General features: G+C 72.1%; 13 protein-coding genes and 2 pseudogenes. 9 read left to right on the top strand and 6 right to left on the bottom strand.

Annotation, left to right across the window (positions count from 1 at the left end; genetic code table 11):
- Window positions 1–121 precede the first annotated feature (121 nt).
- The 3 genes from ACZ5WE_RS09190 to uvrA all read right to left on the bottom strand — a co-directional run bounded on the left by ACZ5WE_RS09190 (window position 122) and on the right by uvrA (window position 5,569).
- Window positions 122–1,393 carry a PucR family transcriptional regulator gene (locus ACZ5WE_RS09190; protein WP_467684269.1) on the bottom strand — a complete coding sequence of 424 codons (1,272 nt, stop codon included), beginning with the start codon at window positions 1,391–1,393 and terminating at the stop codon, window positions 122–124.
- A 138-nt stretch (window positions 1,394–1,531) separates the two neighbouring features.
- Entirely contained in the window at window positions 1,532–2,845 is a 1,314-nt protein-coding gene (locus ACZ5WE_RS09185; protein WP_467684271.1) for a lipase family protein, read from the bottom strand.
- A gap of 156 nt (window positions 2,846–3,001) precedes the next feature.
- Window positions 3,002–5,569, bottom strand: a complete 2,568-nt coding sequence (uvrA, locus tag ACZ5WE_RS09180; protein WP_467684273.1) for an excinuclease ABC subunit UvrA — start codon at window positions 5,567–5,569, stop codon at window positions 3,002–3,004.
- A gap of 123 nt (window positions 5,570–5,692) precedes the next feature.
- On the opposite strand from uvrA, the gene ACZ5WE_RS09175 reads away from it, so the two are divergent.
- From ACZ5WE_RS09175 to ACZ5WE_RS09155, 5 genes and pseudogenes are all read left to right on the top strand, one after another.
- Window positions 5,693–6,445, top strand: coding sequence for a TioE family transcriptional regulator (locus ACZ5WE_RS09175; RefSeq protein ID WP_467684274.1), 753 nt, complete (start codon window positions 5,693–5,695; stop codon window positions 6,443–6,445).
- A 190-nt stretch (window positions 6,446–6,635) separates the two neighbouring features.
- Window positions 6,636–8,438 (top strand): fatty acyl-AMP ligase, encoded by a 1,803-nt coding sequence (locus ACZ5WE_RS09170; RefSeq protein ID WP_467684276.1) that lies wholly within the window; start codon window positions 6,636–6,638, stop codon window positions 8,436–8,438.
- A pseudogene (locus ACZ5WE_RS09165) lies at window positions 8,435–10,087 on the top strand (beta-ketoacyl synthase N-terminal-like domain-containing protein); the annotation flags it as partial. The gene ACZ5WE_RS09170 and the pseudogene ACZ5WE_RS09165, both read left to right, overlap by 4 nt.
- Window positions 10,088–10,196: 109 nt before the next feature.
- Complete coding sequence (locus ACZ5WE_RS09160; protein ID WP_467684277.1) at window positions 10,197–11,609, top strand: acyltransferase domain-containing protein; 1,413 nt, start codon at window positions 10,197–10,199, stop codon at window positions 11,607–11,609.
- Window positions 11,606–11,728 carry a hypothetical protein gene (locus tag ACZ5WE_RS09155; RefSeq protein ID WP_467685161.1) on the top strand — a complete coding sequence of 41 codons (123 nt, stop codon included), beginning with the start codon at window positions 11,606–11,608 and terminating at the stop codon, window positions 11,726–11,728. Before ACZ5WE_RS09160 ends, ACZ5WE_RS09155 begins: the two co-directional genes overlap by 4 nt.
- Before the next feature lie 63 nt (window positions 11,729–11,791).
- Here ACZ5WE_RS09155 and ACZ5WE_RS09150 read toward each other — a convergent pair whose 3' ends face one another.
- Window positions 11,792–12,220, bottom strand: a complete 429-nt coding sequence (locus tag ACZ5WE_RS09150; RefSeq protein WP_467684279.1) for a hypothetical protein — start codon at window positions 12,218–12,220, stop codon at window positions 11,792–11,794.
- Between the two features lie 105 nt (window positions 12,221–12,325).
- Window positions 12,326–14,431 carry an ATP-binding protein gene (locus ACZ5WE_RS09145; RefSeq protein WP_467684281.1) on the bottom strand — a complete coding sequence of 702 codons (2,106 nt, stop codon included), beginning with the start codon at window positions 14,429–14,431 and terminating at the stop codon, window positions 12,326–12,328.
- A 293-nt stretch (window positions 14,432–14,724) separates the two neighbouring features.
- Between ACZ5WE_RS09145 and ACZ5WE_RS09140 the strand changes: the two genes are divergently transcribed.
- The 3 genes and pseudogenes from ACZ5WE_RS09140 to ACZ5WE_RS09130 form a co-directional block, all read left to right on the top strand.
- Complete coding sequence (locus ACZ5WE_RS09140; RefSeq protein WP_467685162.1) at window positions 14,725–16,431, top strand: ABC transporter ATP-binding protein; 1,707 nt, start codon at window positions 14,725–14,727, stop codon at window positions 16,429–16,431.
- Window positions 16,432–16,516: 85 nt separating this feature from the next.
- Entirely contained in the window at window positions 16,517–17,041 is a 525-nt protein-coding gene (locus ACZ5WE_RS09135) for a DinB family protein (protein ID WP_469157284.1), read from the top strand.
- A gap of 42 nt (window positions 17,042–17,083) precedes the next feature.
- Window positions 17,084–17,343, top strand: a pseudogene (locus tag ACZ5WE_RS09130) (SAM-dependent methyltransferase); the annotation flags it as partial.
- A 221-nt stretch (window positions 17,344–17,564) separates the two neighbouring features.
- On the opposite strand, the gene ACZ5WE_RS09125 reads toward ACZ5WE_RS09130, so the two are convergent.
- On the bottom strand, window positions 17,565–18,233 hold the full coding sequence (locus ACZ5WE_RS09125) for a TetR/AcrR family transcriptional regulator (protein WP_467684284.1): 669 nt from the start codon (window positions 18,231–18,233) through the stop codon (window positions 17,565–17,567).
- A gap of 129 nt (window positions 18,234–18,362) precedes the next feature.
- On the opposite strand from ACZ5WE_RS09125, the gene ACZ5WE_RS09120 reads away from it, so the two are divergent.
- Window positions 18,363–18,923 (top strand): NAD(P)H-dependent oxidoreductase, encoded by a 561-nt coding sequence (locus ACZ5WE_RS09120; protein ID WP_467684286.1) that lies wholly within the window; start codon window positions 18,363–18,365, stop codon window positions 18,921–18,923.
- The last annotated feature ends 128 nt before the right edge of the window (window positions 18,924–19,051 follow it).

Below are 19,051 nucleotides of genomic sequence, written 5' to 3'. Positions count from 1 at the left end.
TGAGAACTCTCCTTCGCCTGGGGGTGGGGCGAAGGGGACATTACGGCCGGGTGTCGGGCGAGAGCGGCCGCCCTCGCGGCGCGTCCGGGTGACGTGCACGGGACGCCGCAGGCACGTCTGTTCAGTGCGCCGCCTTCTCCTCACCAGCGACCGGCCGCAGGCTCAGCGCGTGCAGCGCCAACTGCATCTCGAACTGCGCCAGCGGGTCGTGCAGCCGGTCGCCGAACACCTCGTCCAGCTGCCGCAGGCGGTAGCGGACCGTCTGCGGGTGCACTGCCAGACGCGTGGCGACCTCGCTCGCGTTGTGCCCGCATCTCAGCCAGCACAGCAGGGTCTCGGCGAGGCGCTCCCGCTGCGGTGAGCGCACCTCCTCCAGGGGGAGCAGATGTCGCTGTGCGAGCGCGTCGATCAGGGCCTCGTCGTGGAAGAGGAGCAGCGTCGCCAAGTGATCGGCGCAGTGCAGCAGGCCCGTCCGGGGCAGGATGCCGCGCCGGGACAGACCCAGGGCGTGCAGCGCCCAGCGCAGCGAACGCGCACCCTCGTGCAGCGCGACCGTGGGACCGATCACCGCACGCAGCCCCTGTAAGGCCGCGGCGATGGAGCGGGCCCGCCCCGGGCCCTGCGGGTCGGGCACCACGACGCAGCCGGGCTGCTCCGAGAAGCGCGCGAGGAACTCCGGCGGCACGATGGGCCCGATGGTCTCCGGGGTGAGGACGTGGTCGATGACGACGACGGCCACCTCGCGCGGCATGGGCCACTGGGCGGTCTGCGCAAGATCGGCGATGGCCTCCGCCGACGCGGGAGGATCGGCGGTCAGCAGGTCGATGAGGCGCGAGCGGCGCTGCTGCAGCTCGCCCGCCGCGTGCAGCCTGGCCTCGGTGTACCCCGCGGTCGTCGCAGCGGCCATCTCGTCCAGGTGCAGGAACAGCGCCTCCCCGAAGGCCGCGAGGACGGTGTGCGGCAACAGGTCGGCGTCGACCAGGGCGTTGATCCGGCGCCAGGTGACGCGCGCGCCGAGCCGCAGGGCGGACTGGAAGGAGTCGAGGCTGCGGCCCTCGTCCGCCTCGCCCCTGCCGATGTTCTGGTAGGTGGCCTTCACCGACTCCCGGTCGGTGTCCGGGCGGGCCATCCGGGCCAGGAACCCCTCCAAGGCCTGCTCCACGCCCCGGTTCACGACATGCATGTACGTGTCGTCGGTCGGGCGGGCGTACTCCGGTATCTCCGTGCGGATCGCCCGCACCACCTCGGCGGTGATGTCGTCGAGGAAAGGTCGCACGTGATCGTGCAGGCCCGAGGGAAAGGCCCTGAACGCGGCGTACGACTCCTCCGCCGGGGTGCCCGCCGATGCGGGGGTCGCGGGTGTGCCGCCGGGCAGCGTCGAACCGTTCACCATGGCGTGCTCCCTCTGCGCGCGGGGGACAAAGGTTTGGTGAAGATACCGCCGCGGGTCCGCGGCGGCCCGTCGAGGACGGACAGCCATGATGCTGCCTCCTGTCACCCGGGTGACAAGAGGCAGCGGGTGCGAACTGGCTCACGGCAGCAGGCAGTTGCCGAACTCCGGTCTACCGTCGAACCGGTCGCCGAGCCACCTGACCGTGTCGTCCCTGGCCAGTTGATCGGTCGTCAGGTGCTCGCCCGGATAGATCTTCCACTGGGTGGTGATGTTCGCTTTGCAGTACGCCTTGCGCGTGGCGTCCTCGGTCTCGGTCGGGATGACCTCCTCCAGTGCGCCGCGGTACTGCAGGACGGGGAAGTCGATCTCGTACGTGGCTCCGGAACCCGAGCGGCCGATGCCGACGCCGAGCTTCTGCGCGTCGACGACCTGGCCCCACGTCCTGCCGTCCGTGCCCCTGAGCGCGTAGAGCTGCCCAAGGCTCAGACGGCCCTTGGTGTTGTCCTCGATCTTCTGGCCCGCGAGGGTCGAGATGGTGCCTGCCAGACAGTGCGACCTGGCCTTCTTCAGGGTCTCCTCACCCTGCTCGTTCATGAGCTCCTCGAACGGCATCCGGGGATGTGCCGAGGACAGGCCGAGCACGGCGTCGACCATGAAGCCCGCGAAGGGGCCGCCGTTGAGCGCCTTGGCGACCACCTTCAGATCGCCGGGCACACCGCCGGACGCGTCGCCGACGACGTCGAGTTCAGGGGCGTACGAAGCCGCGAGCTGCGCCGCCCACAGGCTGGCCGCACCGCCTTCGGAGTAGCCCCACAGGCCGACCTTCGTCCTCGGGTCGAGACCGCTGCCGGGGATCGCGGGGGCGCTGCGCGCGATGTCGAGGAGCGCGTGCCCGGCGTCGGCGCCGGAGACGTACGGGTGGGTCTGGCCGTCCAGGTAGCCCGCGCCGTCCGTCGCGGCGACCGCGTAACCGGCTTTCAGGAGCGCCGCGATGTTGTCGCCCTCGTACGCGTCCTGGTAGGCGCCCGCCAGCTGTTTGGAGAAGGCGCACTGCGAACCGAGGCCCAGCGTCCCGGGGTTGAAGGCCACGACGGGACGGCTGCCCCGCCCCTTCCACTGCGTGTCCGGCACGGCGACAGTGCCGGAGACCGCGACCGGCTCGCCCGTGTTGTCCTTCGAGCTGTACTGGACCTTCCAGGCGCGCATCGCGATATTGCCCGGCACGTGGGGAAGCCGCGTCTCCCGGCAGGCGATGACACTGCCGGGATCGCTCGGGACGGACCCCGGCACCTGGTAGATCCGCTCGTCCGGGGCGTCGCACGCCGCTGACGCCTCGGGGGGCGCGGCGGCGCCCGCCGTCAGGGTCGGTACGCCGAGGCCCGGGCCGGCGAGGGCGACGGCCGCGGTCAGCACGAGAAGTCTCTTCTTCCGTTTCGCTCTCGGCCTGCGCACGGGATGCTCCTTCGTGTCGAGGGTGGACAGCTGTGCACGGCGTGAAGTTACGAAGCGGTGATCGGACGTCGATAGTCAGCGGAGCCACAGCACGTCGGGCCGGAACTGTGCGTGGGGGACAAGGGGACGCCGGCCGTGATCGCGGAGGGCCTCGCGTCACACCCCGTCCAGGAACGCTCCGGTCCGCGACCCGCTCGCCCGCGCGATCTCCTTCGGGGTGCCCTCGGCCACGATCTCGCCGCCCGCCGCGCCGCCTTCGGGCCCCAGGTCGACGACCCAGTCGGCGGCGCGGATGACGTCCACGTTGTGCTCGATGGTGATGACGGTGTTGCCGGCGTCGACCAGGCGTTGCAGGACGCCGAGCAGACGTGCGGTGTCGGCGGCGTGCAGGCCGGTCGTGGGCTCGTCCAGGAGGTAGAGGGTGCGGCCCGTGGCGCGGCGCCCCAACTCCTTGGCGAGCTTCACGCGTTGGGCCTCACCGCCGGAGAGCGTGGTCGCGGGCTGGCCGAGCCGGAGGTAGCCGAGGCCGACGTCCGACATCCGCTGGAGCCGGGTCGCCGCACCCGGCACGGCGGCGAACACCGTCAGCGCCTCGTCGACCGTCATGTCGAGGACCTGCGCGATGTCATGGCCGCCGTACCGTGCGGCGAGCACATCGGGCTTGAAGCGACGCCCGCGGCAGGCCGGGCAGCGCACCTCCACGTCGGGCAGGAAGTGCATCTGCACGGTCAGCACACCCGCCCCGGTGCACCGCTCGCAACGGCCCCCCGCCACATTGAAGGAGAAGTGCCCCGCGGTGAGCCCCCGTTGGCGTGCGCCGTCACCCGTCGCGAACGCCTCACGGATCGGCGTGAACGCGTCCGAGTACGTCGCCGCGTTCGACCGCGGCACCCGGCTGATCGCCTGCTGGTCGATCGTCACGACCTTGTCGACGTGCTCCCAGCCCTCGATCCCGTCGTGGGCGCCCGGCGCCTCGCTCGCACCGTGGAAACGCTGCCGTGCGGCCCGCCCCAGGATGTCGAGCACCAGTGACGACTTGCCCGATCCCGATGGTCCGCTCACCGCGACGAGCCGCCCGAGGGGCAGCCGCGCGGTGACGTTCCTGAGGTTGTGCGCCCGCGCCCCGCGGACGACCAGCTCGGCGTCGGACGCGGGTGTCCGGAGCGCGGGAAGCGGCATCGTGAGTCGCCCGGAGAGATAGTCACCGGTGACCGAACCGGTGGTCGCCGCCACCTCGTCCGGCGAACCCGAGGCCACGATGTGCCCGCCGGCGCGGCCCGCGCCGGGCCCGACGTCGACGACATGGTCGGCCGCGCGCAGCACATCGAGGTCGTGCTCGATCACCAGAACCGTGTTCCCGAGGTCGCGCAAGCGACGCAGGACGTCGACCAGGCGGGCGGTGTCCGCGGGGTGCAGCCCGATCGTCGGTTCGTCCAGGACGTACAGCACGCCGGTGAGGCCCGAGCCGAGCAGCGCGGACAGGCGCAGTCGCTGGGTCTCGCCCGCCGAGAGGCTGGGTGTGGCCCGCTCCAGGGTCAGATAGCCGACGCCGATGTCGACCAGGCGGCGCACGCGCTCGCGCAGATCGTCCACGATCGGCTCGGTGACCTGCCAGGCCTCGGCGTCCGTGACGTACTCCCGCAGGCCGTCGATCCACCCGGCGAGCTCGTCGAGCGGCAGGCGCGACGCGTCGACGATGGTCAGGCCGTTGACGGTGACCCGCCGGCTCTCCGGGCGCAGACGGGTGCCGTCGCAGTCCGGGCAGACGTCGTTGACGAGGAACTTCTCCGCCTTCTCCCGGTAGGCGGCGTCGTCGATACGTTCGGCGTACCGGCGCAGCATGGCCGTGACCACGCCCTCGAAGCGGCCCCGGCTGACTGTCGCCGGTGGCGCGGCGTCCGGGAAACGGCGGGCGAACCGCTCGCTCTCCACGCCGTGGAGCAGCAAGTCCCGCTGCGTGTCACCCAGTTCGCGTACGGGTGTCTCCGCGTCGAAGGCGAAGCCGTAGTACTCGCCGGCGGCGTACAGGATCGGGATGTTGCGCGCGGTCAGCGCCGGGAGCCAGCCGAGCACGGCGCCCCCGGCGACACTGAGGTTGTCGTCGACCAGGCGGTGCGCGTCGGCTAGGAAGACGGTGCCGATACCGGTGCAGGTGACGCAGGCGCCGGCGGGCTTGTTGAAGGAGAACGTGCCCATCACCATGCCCGGCACGGGGGCCCCGCAGTGCGGGCAGGGGAGTGCGGGCCGGTCATCCGCCGATGTGTCGGGGGCGGGCGCGGCCCCGGACGGTTCGTCGTCCCAGATCTCGTCGCCGCTCACGTGGTAGGCGGGCGGGACGTCCCGCCCGCACGCCGGGCACGGGCGGTGGCCGATCCGCGCCCACAGCAGACGCAGATATGTGAAGACCTCGGTGACCGTGCCGACCGTCGACCGGGGGCTGCGGTTGGTCAGATGCTGATCGACGCTGATCGACGGGGAGAGACCGGTGATCGAATCGACCGATGGCTTGCTCGCGAAGGTGGTGACCAGGCCGAGCGATTCCAGATACTGCCGCTGACCCTCACGGTGCAGGGTGTCGAAGGCGATCGTGGACTTGCCGGAGCCGGAGAGGCCGGTCAGGACGACGAGCTGGTTCTTGGGGATGGCGAGCGAGACGTTCTTGAGGTTGTGAAGGCGAGCGCCCTTGATGCGGATCGCATTGGCGTTGGCAGTGCTGGCATCCATGCCTTCAAGTGTTCCATTGAAGTCCTTCTTGAGACTTTCGAGCGAAGGAAGCCGAACAAGGCGGGGATCGGCTCGACAAACCCTAAAATGCATGGGTCCAAGCCAGACAGGAGAGGCCCCTTCATGAGCCGAGGCGAGACCGCGCTGCGCCCGGTGGATCTGGCGCGGGCGGCCGGTATCTCGACCCAGCAGATCCGCAACTACGCCGACGCGGGCATCCTGCCGCCGACCCCGCGCTCGCCCGCCGGATACCGCAGGTTCGGCACCCGCCACCGAGACGCCCTGCTGACCTATCGCGCGCTCGTCCCGGGCTACGGCCTCGACACCGCCCAGGCGATCATGCGGGCCGTCCACGCGGGAGACATCCCGCTGGCGCTCACCCTCGTCGACGCCGGGCACGCCGATCTGCACCAGCAGCGGCTCTCGCTCCGCGCCGCGGGCGAGGCGCTGGAAGCCGTCGCGAAACAGACCCCGGATGACCCTTCGCCCGCCGGGCCGCCGCACCTGCGCATCGGGGAGGTGGCGGCCCGCCTTGGTGTGCGTACCTCCGCGCTGCGGGTGTGGGAGTCGGCGGGCCTGCTGAGGCCCCGGCGTGAACCGGTCACCCACTACCGCTGGTTCGGCCCCGCCGACGTACGCGACGCCCGCATCGTCAGCATCCTCCGACAGGGCCACTACCCCCTGTCCCAGATCCACGCCGTGCTCGACGGCCTGCACGAGACGGGCAGCCCCGACGCGCTCCGGGCCGCCATCGAGCAACGCCTCGAGGGCGTCGCCGCGCGCTCGACCGCCATGCTGGGCGCTTCCTGGCAGCTGCATCAGTACGTCACTGACGATCAGTACGTCGATGGCGCACCGGGCGACGGATCCGCCTGACCCGACGTAGCCATCCGCGGAGGCTTGTCAGTGAAGTGACAGAGGTTGTCAGACGAACTGTCAGCAACCCGTCTTACTCACATGTCACATCCGGGCGGAACCTGGTGCACCGCTCGTCCCGGCCCCCGCGGTGCCCATCACGGCCCCGCGATGCTCGTCCCGGTCCCCGCGCTGTCCAGTTGGAGCCGCCATGTCACGATCTCAGACCCTTCAGCCGCCCGAAGGCCCGCTGCTGACCGACCACCTGGCGCACTGGGCAGCCAACCGACCGCACCAACGTGCCTTCACCTATGTGGAGTTCCCCGAACCGTCCTCCGCCGGACTGCACCACACCCTCGGCTGGCAGGGTCTCGACGTCCGTGCCCGCGCGGTCGCCGGACGGGTCGCGGCGACCGCGGGCCCCGGAGAGCGGGCGGCCCTGCTGCTCCCGCAGGGCCTCGACTACGCGGTGGCGTTCCTCGGCTGCCTCTACGCGGGGGTGATCGCGGTGCCGCTGTTCAGCCCCGAACTCCCCGGACATGAGGGGCGATTGGCGGCAGTCCTTGCCGACTGCGAGCCCGCCTGCGTGCTGACCGACACGGCAACGGCACTCGGAGCCGAGCGATTCATGGCCGGGCAGGGGCTGCCGCCCGTGCCTGTGGTCCTGGTCGACCGGCCGGGTGACACGTCCCCGACAACCCTTCCCGAGCGGCTCGAACCGGACGACATCGCCTACCTCCAGTACACCTCAGGCTCCACGCGCAGTCCGGCCGGCGTCGTGATCAGCCACGCCAACGTAGTGGCCAACGCCCGTCAGGCCATCGAAGCCTTCGCGGCCGACGCGGCGAGCAGCACGACGGTCGGCTGGCTGCCGCTCTTCCACGACATGGGCCTCGTCCTGAGTGTGGCCGCTCCCGTCGTGGGCGGCTTCCCCTCGGTCCTCATGGACCCGGTCGCCTTCCTGGAGCACCCGGTGCGCTGGCTACGGCTGCTCGCCGCGTATCCCGGGACGATCAGCGCCGCCCCCAACTTCGCGTACGACTACTGCGCGAGCCGGGTCGACAGGGACGAGACCGCAGAGTTGCGCCTCGACCGCGTCAAGGTCCTCATCAACGGCAGCGAACCCGTGCGCCCCGGCACGGTTGACCGCTTCCGTGACGCGTTCGCCGAGGCGGGGCTGGCGCCCGCGGCCCACTGCCCGGCGTACGGTCTCGCCGAGGCAACCGTCTTCGTGACGACCGACACGTTCAACGCGCCGCCCACCGTCCTGGCGTGCGACCCGCTCGACCTGTCCCAAGGGCAACTCGGTGTAAGGGAGTTGAGCGACCCGGATGCCACGCACCTGGTCGCCTGCGGCACCCCGGCAGGGCAGGAGCTGCGCATCGTCGACCCGGCGACCGGCGCCGCGCTGAAGCCGGGCGAGGTCGGCGAGATCCTGCTGCGTGGCCCCAACATCGGCCTCTGCTACTGGAAGCGGAGCGGGCTCTCGGAGGAAGTGTTCGGCTTCTCTCCGCCCGACACCACCGGGGAGGTCACCGATGGCGGAGATGACAGCGCGGCGGGATGGCTGCGCACGGGGGATCTCGGCGCGCTCCACGCAGGCCGGCTCTACGTCACAGGGCGGCTGAAGGACCTGATCATCGTGGACGGCCGCAACCACTACCCCCAGGACATCGAGGAGACCGTGCAGTCGGCCGTCCGCCTCGTACGCCGGGACCGGCTCGCCGCGTTCTGCGTGCCCTGGACCGGTACGCAGACCGACGTCCTGGTCGTCGTCGCCGAGCACCGCCGCGGCGCGGAGCCAACGGAACAGGACCTGCTCTCCGCCCTGCGCACGGCCACGGCAGCCGTCTCGGAGCGGCACGGGCTGCGCCTCGCGGAACTCCGCCTCATCCCGCCGGGCTCACTGCCGAGGACGAGCAGCGGCAAGGTCGCCAGAGCCGCGGGCCGGGCGCGCTATCTGCTCGGCGCCTTCGGTGAGGGGGGCCGGGGCGGCGCGGAGGGCACGCGATGAGGAAGGCGGGCCACGCGGAGATCCGCGCCGCGATCGCCGGGAGCCTGAGCGCCTGGTACGGCCTCGCGGCCGAGGAGATCGCCGACGACCGCCCGCTGGCGGAGCTGGGCCTCACCTCACGCGACGCGGTCGTCCTGACGGCACGACTCAGCGACCTGGCGGGCACCCGGCTGCCCGCGACGCTGCTCTGGGAGGCGTCGACGATCGGTGCGCTCACGGATCGTGTGGCGCGCGGCGAACCGGAGCACGGCGGTTCGCCGTCCATGGCGGTCGGCTCCAACACGCCTTGTGGGCACGGTGATACACCGGTCGCAGTCATCGGGATCGGCTGCCGGCTGCCCGGCGAAGTCACCTCGCCCGCCGCCTTCTGGCGGCTCCTGAGCGAGGGCCGCGACGCCGTGGGAACAGTCGGCGACGACCGCTGGGTGCCCTTCGTGCGGGAGGGGCGGAGTCTGCCGGACGACCTCAGCAGGCACGGTGGCTTCCTCGGGGACGGGAGCATCGACGGCGTGGCGGGCTTCGACGCCGAGTTCTTCGGCATCGGCGCCGAAGAGGCCACCGCCATGGACCCGCAGCAGCGCATGCTCCTGGAGGTCGCCCGCGAGGCCGTCGACCACGCGGCGCTGCCCGCGCCGTCCCTCGCCGGCACCCGTACCGGAGTCTTCGTGGGCATCAGCGGCAACGAGTACGCCCATCTCACCACCGCGGACCCGGAGTCGGTCGGGTCCTCGACACCGCCGGGCGCGGCCCTGAGCATCGCCGCGAACCGCCTCTCCTACCTCCTGGACCTGCGCGGCCCGAGCATGGCGGTCGACACGGCGTGCTCCTCCTCGCTCGTCGCCGTGCACCACGCGGTACGCGGCCTCGGCGCGGGGGAGAGCGACATGGCGCTCGCAGCCGGGGTCAACCTGCTCCTTTCGCCCGCGGTGACGCTCGGCTTCCAGCGCGCTGGGGCACTGGCCGCCGACGGACGCTGCAAGGCGTTCGACGCCTCGGCCGACGGCATGGTGCGCGGCGAGGGCTGCGGAGTCGTCGTCCTCAAGCGCCTCGCGGACGCCGAACGCGACGGCAACCGCGTCCTCGTCGTCATCGAGTCCACCGCGGTCAACTCGGACGGCCGTTCCAACGGACTGACGGCGCCGAGTGCGCAGGCCCAGCGCACACTCCTCGAGCAGTGCCATGGTGCCGCTGCCGCCGAAGCCGCGGCCGTGGACTATACCGAGGCACACGGCACGGGCACGGCTCTGGGCGACCCGATCGAGGCGTCCGCGCTCTCGGCCGCGCTCGGCGCGGGGCGCGGGCGTGCAGCCGACCAGCCGCTGCTCATCGGCTCGGTGAAGACGAACATCGGCCATTTGGAGGCCGCGGCGGGCATCGCCGGCTTCATCAAGACGGTCCTTGCCCTGCACCACGGCGAGATACCGCCCCACCTGCACTTCACCGCGCCGGGTCCGCACGCCGACCTCGACGCGCTCGGCCTGCGCGTCGTCACGGGACCCGAGCCGTGGCCCCGCTACTCGGGCACCGCGCGGGCCGGAGTCTCGGCGTTCGGCTTCGGGGGCACGAACGCGCACGCGGCCCTGACGGAACACCGCGAGCCGCGCGTCCCGCGCCCGGCGGTCACCGGTCCGGCCGTGATCCTGCTCGACAGCGTCACCGAGGACCGCGTACGCGCGTACGCGGGGGAGCTGGCCCAGTGGTTGACAGAACCGGCCGGCCGTCCGCCCGGCGGACCTGGCCCGCACCCTGTCAGGCCGGGTGGGGCGTGGCCGCCACCGGGCGGCGGTCGTCGCCCGCGACCGGGAGGAGCTGACCACGGCCCTTGCCCACCTGGGCGGACGGCAGCCCGATGGGCGGGTCGTGGTCGGGACACCCGCGACCGGGGGCGACCCCGGGGCGGTATGGGTGTTCTCCGGGTACGGCTCGCAGTGGCCCGGCATGGGAAGCGAACTCCTGGCCGCGGAGCCGGAGTTCGCCGCGGCCGTGGACCGCATCGAGCCGCTGCTGCGCGAACAGGCCGGCGTCGGTCTGCGGGAGTGCATGGATCCCGGCGCCGATCTGACCTCGCCCGCCGTCGTCATGCCCGCCCTCTACGGCATCCAGGTAGCCCTCGCCGAGCTGTGGAGGTCGTACGGCTTCGAGCCCGCGGCCGTGATCGGCCACTCCATGGGGGAGGTCGCCGCGGCCGTCGTCCGCGGCGCCATCGACGAGGCCACCGGCGCGCGTGTCGTCGCGATCCGCTCGCGGCTCCTCGCCGGGCTCACGGGCGGTGCCATGGCCGTGGTGGACCGCCCCGGCGAGCAGATCGAGCCCCTGGCCGCCGACTTCCGCACGCTCCAGGTCGCCGTGCACGCGTCCCCCGTGCAGAGCGTGGTCACCGGCTCCGCGGACGATGTGCGCGGACTCATCGATCACGTCACCGGGCAGGGCGGCTTCGCCCGTTCGCTGCGTGTCACCGGCGCGGGGCACTCGCCCGATGTCGACCCGCTGCTCGCCGAGTTCGCCCGGGAGCTCGGCGCCTTGCGCCACGCGCCGCCCGGCTGCCGTCGCTACTCCACCGTCCTGGCCGACCCGCGCGACCCGGCGCCCTGCGACATCGACTACTGGGTGGCCAATCTGCGGCGCCCCGTCCGCTTCACGCAGGCGGTACGAGCCGCCGCCGACGACGGCCACCGGTTGTTCGTCGAAGTGGCCCCGCACCCCACGCAGTTGCGTCCGCTGACCGAGACCCTGGAGGAAGCGGGTGTCGCGGGCTCACTGACTGTGCCGACCCTGCGCCGCGGAACCGACGACGCGCTCACCTTCCGTACGTCGCTTGCCTCCCTGCTCGTACGAGGCGTCGGCCTACCCGCCTCACTCCAGGGACTGCATCCGGGCGCGCGCATCGTGGATGTCCCCACCCCGCGCTGGCGGCACCGCCGGTTCTGGGCGGGCGAGACTCCCGGCCCGCAACCGGGGCCACATCACACGCCGGCACCCACCCGCGGTACCGGCCCGCTGGATCGCCTCCGCGGCTGTGTGGCCGACGTCATGGGCTACACCCCGGACCGCATCGACGCCGATATTCCCCTCACCGACCTGGGGCTCGACTCGCTCACCGCGGCGCGCATCAGGACCGCGGTGTCGCCCGTCTCCTCGACCTCGGCCACATCCGGCCCGCCCTGTCGGTGACGTACGACCTCCAGGACACCGCCGAAGCCGCCCGCCTCGTCCAGGCCAACCGCCATACGGGAAAGGTCGGCGTGCTCGCGCTCGCACCGAGGACCGGGCTGGGGAAGAGGGGCACGTGACCCGAAGTGGGGCCTCCCGCTCGACGGAAGGGCCCACCTCGCGTTCGTCCGGGCCTGTTGGGCTCAGCGCACCGTCACATAGACGATGGGCGAGATGGCGCGGCCCCCGACGATGCGCAGGGAGTTGCGGCCCTTGAGGCCGAGCTTGACCCGCATCTTGTACGCACCGTTGCGCGCGGTGTACACCGACGCGGGAAGCGACACCCAGCGCTTGCCCTGCTTCTGCTGCAGGGTGACGCGCGTGCCGGCCCGCATGTGGCGGCCGACCCCGTAGATGTGGAAGTTGTGCCATGCGCGCACGCTGCTCACGGTCGACTTCGCCGTCAGTGTCGGACGCGGGGCCGCGGTCGCGGCGGCCCCGGGCGCGTGCGGGGAAGACGGGCTCACGGCGCCGGCGCCGGGCACCGCGGGGCCCGCCAGAACGGCGAGGGCCGCGATGCCCGCCACCGACGTGTACTTCACCGTCGCGTACTTCAGCTTCAACCGATTCACACGCTCGCTCCGTTCGTTCACTTCCGGGTCGAACCATGTGTAGACCGCGGGAAGATGAACGAATCAGATGGCTGGGCCTCTCTTGCGCATGTTGACCCGAGTGCCTCAAGTCCCCGGTGGATTCCACCCGCACGGAGGGGTCCACTCGGCTCCGCCGAGCGCGGGGCCATGCTCGATCGCGCTGATCAGCTGATGGACCGAGGCGGCGCCGAGCGGCCCGGCGACGGAGACGACCCCGTCCAGTGCCTTGTGCGCGCGGCGCCAGGCCCGGCTGCGGCGACCGTGCAGATACTCGACGAGAGCGTGCGCGTACTGCGTCATGGAGCGCGCCCATATGTCGTGCCGCGTCTGCGTCCCGGCCGACGCGCGGCGGACACTGCGCAGCGCGTCGGCCGGGTGGACGCGCGCCTGTGCCACGGCGAGCTCCGCCCAGCTGACCGCGGCGGGCGGGCCGTGGTCGGCGTGGGCGGGGACGGTGTGGGCGGCTTCCCGTAGATACGCGATGGCGCGTTCCGTCTCTCCGCCGCGCAACGCGATGACGCCTTGTACGTGGGCGACCCTGCCGATGGTCGCGTCGTCCCCGGAGAGGATGGCAACGCGCCAGGCCTGGCCGAGAAGTTCCTCGGCCTCCGGAGCGCCGGTGCACGCCGCGAGCCAGCCCGCCAGCCACAGAGCCTGCCCGCAGCCCGGGGTGTCGGCGCGGCCGAGCGGCAGCAGCCGCCGCAGATGCTCACGCCCCTCGGCGGCGTGTCCGCACACCGCCCACCAGAACCACAGGTCCACGACCATGGCGAGGGCGGTCGCACTCCGGCCGGCGGTGTGCCGGGCCCGCTCGAGCGCGGCGCGCAGGTCCGGCTCCTCGTCACGCAGCAGCAGGGTCGCCTGTGCGTGCCGTCCGGTGCTCCACAACTGGTGGGCGGTCGAGGCGACGGTGCGGTACCAGGCGAGGTGGCGGGAGGACGCCGCGTCGGACTCGCCCACGGATGCAAGGCGTTCGGCACCGAACTCGCGGGCCGCCGCGGGCAACCGATAGCGGGGCTGCAGCACACCGCCGGGATCACGCACCGGTTCGAGCACCGAGGCCAGGACGAGCCGCGCGAGGCAGGACGCCACCCGCTCACGGTCGAGTCCGCCGCCCGCGCACACGTGGACAGCGGCGTCCTCGTCGAACTCGCCCGCGAAGACGCTGAGCCGCGCCCAGACGCTGCGCTCGGCCTGCCCGCACAGGGCGTAACTCGCGCCCACGGCGGCGCGTAAGGACCGGTGCCGCCGCAAGGGTGCCCTCGGCGAGCCGAGCCACCCCTGAGCGGGCCGGAGCAGCCGCGCGAGCTGCGCGGGTGGATGCAGGGCGGTCTGCGCCGCGGCGAGTTCCACCGCGAGCGGTACGCCTTCCAGCCGCGCGCAGATGTCGCTCACGGCACGCAGTTCGGCTGCGTCGGGTGGGTGGGGGGAGCCGTCGGATACTCGGGGGGAGGGAACGGACCGCGCATCCGCCCTGAGCCGTACGCCGCGCGCCCGCTCCATGAACAGCTCCACCGCGGGGCCCGGCTCCTCTGTGGTCCCCGGTGCGCCAACGGGGAGCGGCCGCAGGTGCAGCACCAATTCCTGTCCGAGGCCCAGCGGTTGCCGCCCCGTGGCGAGAACGCGCACGCCCGGTGCACGCAGCAGCAGCGACTGCACCAGACGTACGCACTCGTCGCGTACGGGGTCGAAGTCATCGAGAACGATCAGGACCCTGCGCGCCTGAAGCCGAGCAATGAGCTCCGGTTCCCCGAAGCCGCCCTGCTCGCCGCTGCCCTGCGTGCCTCCGGCCGCTGATTGGCCCCGCTCACCGGCACCCTGCGTGCCTCCGGCCGCTGATTGGCCCCGCTCACCGGCACCCGCCCCGGACGGGCCATGCTCACCCCCACTCGCCTCTCCGCCCTCTCCGTCCCCTCTGTTCTCTCCGTCCAATCCGTCCAATCCGTCCATGGCCTCGACCACCGCCCGTGCCACCGACTGCCCTCGCGCAGGGCCGTCGTCCCACCACCGCACGACGACCACGCCGTCGGCCAGTCGGCTGCCGACCGCCGCCGCGGCGTGCGCCGCGAGGGTGCTCTTGCCGACGCCCGCGCCGCCCGCCACCGTCACCAGCCTGCTCTGGGCCAGCAGGCGACGGAGTCTCGAAAGATCCTCGGCCCGGCCCACCAGAGCACCCCCGCGCACACGCACTCGCCCCGTCACCCCCCTTCACGCTCGGCCTTCCACGCCGCGAGCCCTGCCGCCCGCCCCACGCCACACTCGCCCTGCAGAATCGTCACTGCAACGAATTCGACAGATCCTCTAACTCCGGGCCCCGATCTGGGTTACGGGGCGAAGTGCCGGGCGGCCGGTCAGGCAGATCGGCTGTCACAGGCGTCCTGTCCGATGTGACCAAGAACGAGCCGGAGCAGCCGGCCCACAAGAGACCGGCATCAGAGGAACCGGCGCAGGAGCGGCTCTCCGCCGGGGAGACCTGGCGGGCGCTGTACCGCTACTTCCGCCCGCACCGCTGGGTCGTCACGCTCGGCGCCCTGTGCACACTGATCGGCGCCGCGACCGGCCTCGCCCAGCCGCTCGCCGCGAAAGCCCTGGTGGACCGCCTCGGCAGCGACGAATCGATTGCCGGGATCATCCTCCTGCTCACCGCGCTCGTGGTGCTCGGCACCGCCATCGAGTCCGTCGGCGCGTACGTCCTCGAACGCACCGCGGAATCCGTGGTGCTCGCGGCCCGGCGCTCACTGATCGGGCGACTGCTGCGGCTGCGCCTGCCGGAGGTGGAGCGCACCCAGCCCGGCGACCTGATGTCGCGGATCACCTCGGACACGACACTGCTGCGCGCGGTCACCACGCAGTCCGTGGTGTCCGCTGTCGCGGGCGGCCTCACCTTCATCGCGACGATCGTCATGATGGGCCTCATGGACGTCGTGCTGCTCGGCGTCACTCTCGGCGTGATCGTGCTCATCGGCGGCGCGGTGGCCCTGGTGATGCCGAAGATCGCGCGGTCGACGGAGCGGGCCCAGGAAGCGGTCGGCACGATCTCGACCGCGTTGGAGAGGGCGTTCGGAGCGTTCCGCACGCTCAAGGCATCGGGCGCCGAGGAGCGCGAGACCGCCGCCGTGCAAGCCGCCGCGCAGGAGGCCTGGCGGCACGGGGTGCGTTCCGCCAAGTGGCAGGCGGTGGCCTGGAGTTCGGTCGGCTTCGCGGTGCAGGTGTCGTTCCTCGCCGTCCTGGGCATCGGCGGCGCGCGCGTCGCGTCGGGCGCCATCTCGGTCTCGACGCTCGTGGCCTTCCTGCTCTTCCTCTTCTATCTGATCGACCCGGTGTCCCGTCTCGTCGAGGGCGTCTCGCAGTACCAGGTCGGCTCGGCGGCCATCGCCCGGATCGTACGGGCCGAACGCCTCGAGACGGAGGACGTCACCGAGCCCGCATCGCATACGGGGCGGCGCGGTCCCGCCGCCGTCGCCTTCGAGGACGTGACCTTCCGTTACCGGGACGGCCTTCCGTACGTCCACCACGGCGTGAGCTTCGATATTCCTGGCCCTGGCATGACGGCCTTCGTCGGGCCTTCGGGCGCGGGCAAGACCACCGTCTTCGGCCTCCTCGAGCGGTTCTACGACGCGACGGGCGGCCGCGTCCTGGTAGACGGCCGCGATGTGCGGAAGTGGCCGCTCGCCGAACTGCGCTCCGCCATCGGCTACGTGGAGCAGGACGCACCCGTCCTCGCAGGCACCCTGCGCGAGAACCTCCTCTTCGGGGCACCCGGCGCGACCGGCGACGAGATCCAGGACGTTCTCGTGCGCGCCAGGCTCGACACCCTCGTCGACCGGCTGCCGGACGGTCTTGAGACGCTGGTGGGACACCGCGGCTCCCAACTGTCCGGCGGCGAACGCCAACGCGTGGCGATAGCGAGGGCGCTCCTGCGCAAGCCGCGCCTCCTGCTCCTCGACGAGGCGACCTCGCAGCTCGACGCGGTGAACGAACTGGCCCTGCGCGACGTGGTCTCCGAGGTGTCCCGCGAGGTGACGGTCCTCGTGGTGGCGCACCGCCTTTCGACGGTGACCCTGGCCGACCGGATCGTGGTGATGGACGCGGGGCGGGTCCGTGCGTCCGGCACACATGAGGAGTTGGTGGCGGCCGATCCCCTGTACGGGGAGCTGGCGGCGACGCAGTTCCTCGCGACGTCGGCATGATCGCCAAGGCGCCCATAAGGGCTGGCGCCGGACATGACACCCGGGGTTGGATGGGGACATGACCAGCGGACGCAGGCGAGCGGAAATGTTCGTCGAAGAGGAGCGGGACGGCCGGCTCGCCGCACGCACGACAGGCGACGAGCGGCTCATGCTCGTGGACTTCCTCGCGGCGCAGCGCACGACGCTGGAGCTGAAGTGCACAGGTCTGGGAGCCGAGTTGGCCCGACGGTCCGTCGAGCCCTCCACGCTCTCGCTGCTCGGCCTCGTCCGGCACCTCGCCGACGTGGAGCGCCGCTGGTTCCGGTGCGTGCTGGCCGGTCAGGACGCGCCGCCCCGCTTCGGCTCGGACACGGACCCCGACCATGACTTCGATGGCGCGGTGCCCGATCCGGCCGTCATCGCCGCCGCGTGGGAGGCCTGGCACGCCGAGGTGGCGTTCGCCGACCGCTTCGTCGCCGACGCGCCCGGCCTCGACATCGAGGGCGCCGACGGGTGGCGCGGAACGGTGTCGCTGCGCTGGGTACTCGTCCACATGATCGAGGAATACGCCCGGCACAACGGCCACGCCGACCTGCTCCGTGAGCGCATCGACGGCGCGATCGGCGTGTAGCGGCGGGCGGGGGAACCGGGAGCGCCGTCGCCCTCGCCCCCGAGACCCGGGATGCGCGTGTTCGACCTGGGCTCCGGCAAGGGCGTGACCTCGGTCTTCCTGGCCCGCGAGTACGGCGTCCGAGGCCGTCGCCGCCGACTGGTGGATCGCCGCGGACGAGGCGGCGGGCTGTCTTCGAGGAGGAGAGCTTCGACGCCGTCGTCAGCATCGACGCCCCCGAGTACTTCGGTACCGCGGACAACTACCTCCCGTACCTCCTGCGATTCTTGCGCCCCGGCGGCCAGTTGGGGGTGGCGACCCCCTGGTGACGGTCACCTCCGCACGCCTCCAGGAGGACGGTCGGCAGGACTGGCTCCGGTGGACGCGGGCCTGCGCCGAGCACTTCCCGGCCGGGCGGCCGGGGGGCCAACCAGCCGGTGCTCGACATGCTCACCGCCGACAACGGAACGTTCCTCACCTACGCCCTGGTGACCGCGCGCAAGAACGGAGCTCAGTGCCAGGGCGTGGAAGGGTGAAGCACGGATCAGGCGGCCGGTGAGGGCGGTGGTGCCACCAGCCGGGTGACGAGGGCGTGCCACCCGGCCTCCACGCGGTCGAGCGGCATGCCGCGCTCGACGGTCAGGTGATGGATGAGGACGCTGTCGATGGAGCCGAGCAGGGTGTGGGCGAGCAGTTCGGCATCGCCGGCCACGCCCGTCTGACGCAGCAGCATCGTGACGTGCGTGACGCGCAGCCGGTTCGCCGGGACGGCGTAGGTGCGCAGCGGGTCGGTCCGTGAGGACAGGATCAGCTCGTGGTGGTCGCGTTCGTGGCGGATCAGGGCGGGCCCGAACGCGTACAGGCGCTCCAGGGGCGGGGCGTCGGGGCCCAGCGGGGCCGGTCCGGAGAGGAAGGCGGCCTGGAGCTGCTGCTCGCGGTGGTCGAGCAGGGCGACGAGGAGTCCGGTGCGGTCGCCGAAGCGCCGGAAGACGGTCCCCTTGCCGACTCCGGCAGCCGTGGCCACCGCGTCCATGGTCAGCCGCGCGGCTCCGCACCCTGCCATGAGCTGGGAGGCGGCCTCCAGCAGAAGCGTGCGGTTGCGGGCCGCGTCAGCCCTGAGCGCCGGCGGTGCGCCGGCCGGGGTGAGGGCGAGCTCAGTCGCCCCGCCCGGTCTGTCGGGCGAGGGGAGGGGCGAGGGAACGGAGCCGGTCATGCGTCAAGCGTAGCGCTCCGAGCAGCTAAGTGGACCGTGGTCCGGATAGGTGGTACAACTTTAAACGGACCTCGGTCCGCTTGATTTCTTACCCGATGAGTTCCGTCCGCACTTTTCAGGAGTTCCGCCATGTCTGTACGCATCCTCGCCCTCGTCGGCAGCCTCCGCGCCGGCTCCCACAACCGCCAGCTCGCCGAGGCCGCCGCGAAGCACGCGCCCGCCGGTGTGGACATCGAGCTGTTCGAGGGCCTCGCGGACCTGCCCTTCTACAACGAGGACATCGACGTCGAGGGCAGTGTCCCGGCTGCCGCGGTCCGCCTGCGCGAGGTGGCCGGCGGCGCCGACGCCTTCCTGCTCTTCTCGCCCGAGTACAACGGCACCATGCCGGCGGTCCTCAAGAACGCGATCGACTGGCTGTCCCGGCCGTTCGGCGCCGGTGCGATCTCCGGCAAGCCGGTCGCCGTCGTCGGCACGGCCTTTGGCCAGTACGGCGGCGTGTGGGCGCAGGACGAGGCCCGCAAGGCCGCGGGCCTCGCCGGCGGTGTGGTCGTCGAGGACGCCAAGCTCTCCATCCCCGCCTCCCTGACGCGCTTCGCCGAGACCCACCCGGCCGACGACACCGAGGTGGCCACCGCCCTCACCGGGATCGTCACCCGCCTCACCGAAAAGGCCGCGCCTGCCGCCGCCTGACGCTTCCACGAGGCACGGCCCTGGCCGGTTCGCCGACCAGGGCTCTTCTGCGGACCGGAGCAAGGGCGTGTGGCGGGTCACCGGCCGAGGATAAGAGGTGGCACTTCGTGAACTCGTGCCCGAGGATG

Source organism: Streptomyces sp. NPDC033180 (genome assembly GCF_055577645.1).
This window is presented reverse-complemented; position numbering and strand designations above follow the sequence as displayed.

Bases quoted from the DNA above. Each gene is read 5' to 3' on its own strand.
- ACZ5WE_RS09190 (WP_467684269.1), bottom strand. From the start codon at position 1,393: ATGGTGAACGGTTCGACGCTGCCCGGCGGCACACCCGCGACCCCCGCA.
- uvrA (WP_467684273.1), bottom strand. From the start codon at position 5,569: ATGGATGCCAGCACTGCCAACGCCAATGCGATCCGCATCAAGGGCGCT.
- ACZ5WE_RS09175 (WP_467684274.1), top strand. From the start codon at position 5,693: ATGAGCCGAGGCGAGACCGCGCTGCGCCCGGTGGATCTGGCGCGGGCG.
- ACZ5WE_RS09170 (WP_467684276.1), top strand. From the start codon at position 6,636: ATGTCACGATCTCAGACCCTTCAGCCGCCCGAAGGCCCGCTGCTGACC.
- ACZ5WE_RS09135 (WP_469157284.1), top strand. From the start codon at position 16,517: ATGTTCGTCGAAGAGGAGCGGGACGGCCGGCTCGCCGCACGCACGACA.
- ACZ5WE_RS09125 (WP_467684284.1), bottom strand. From the start codon at position 18,233: ATGACCGGCTCCGTTCCCTCGCCCCTCCCCTCGCCCGACAGACCGGGC.
- ACZ5WE_RS09120 (WP_467684286.1), top strand. From the start codon at position 18,363: ATGTCTGTACGCATCCTCGCCCTCGTCGGCAGCCTCCGCGCCGGCTCC.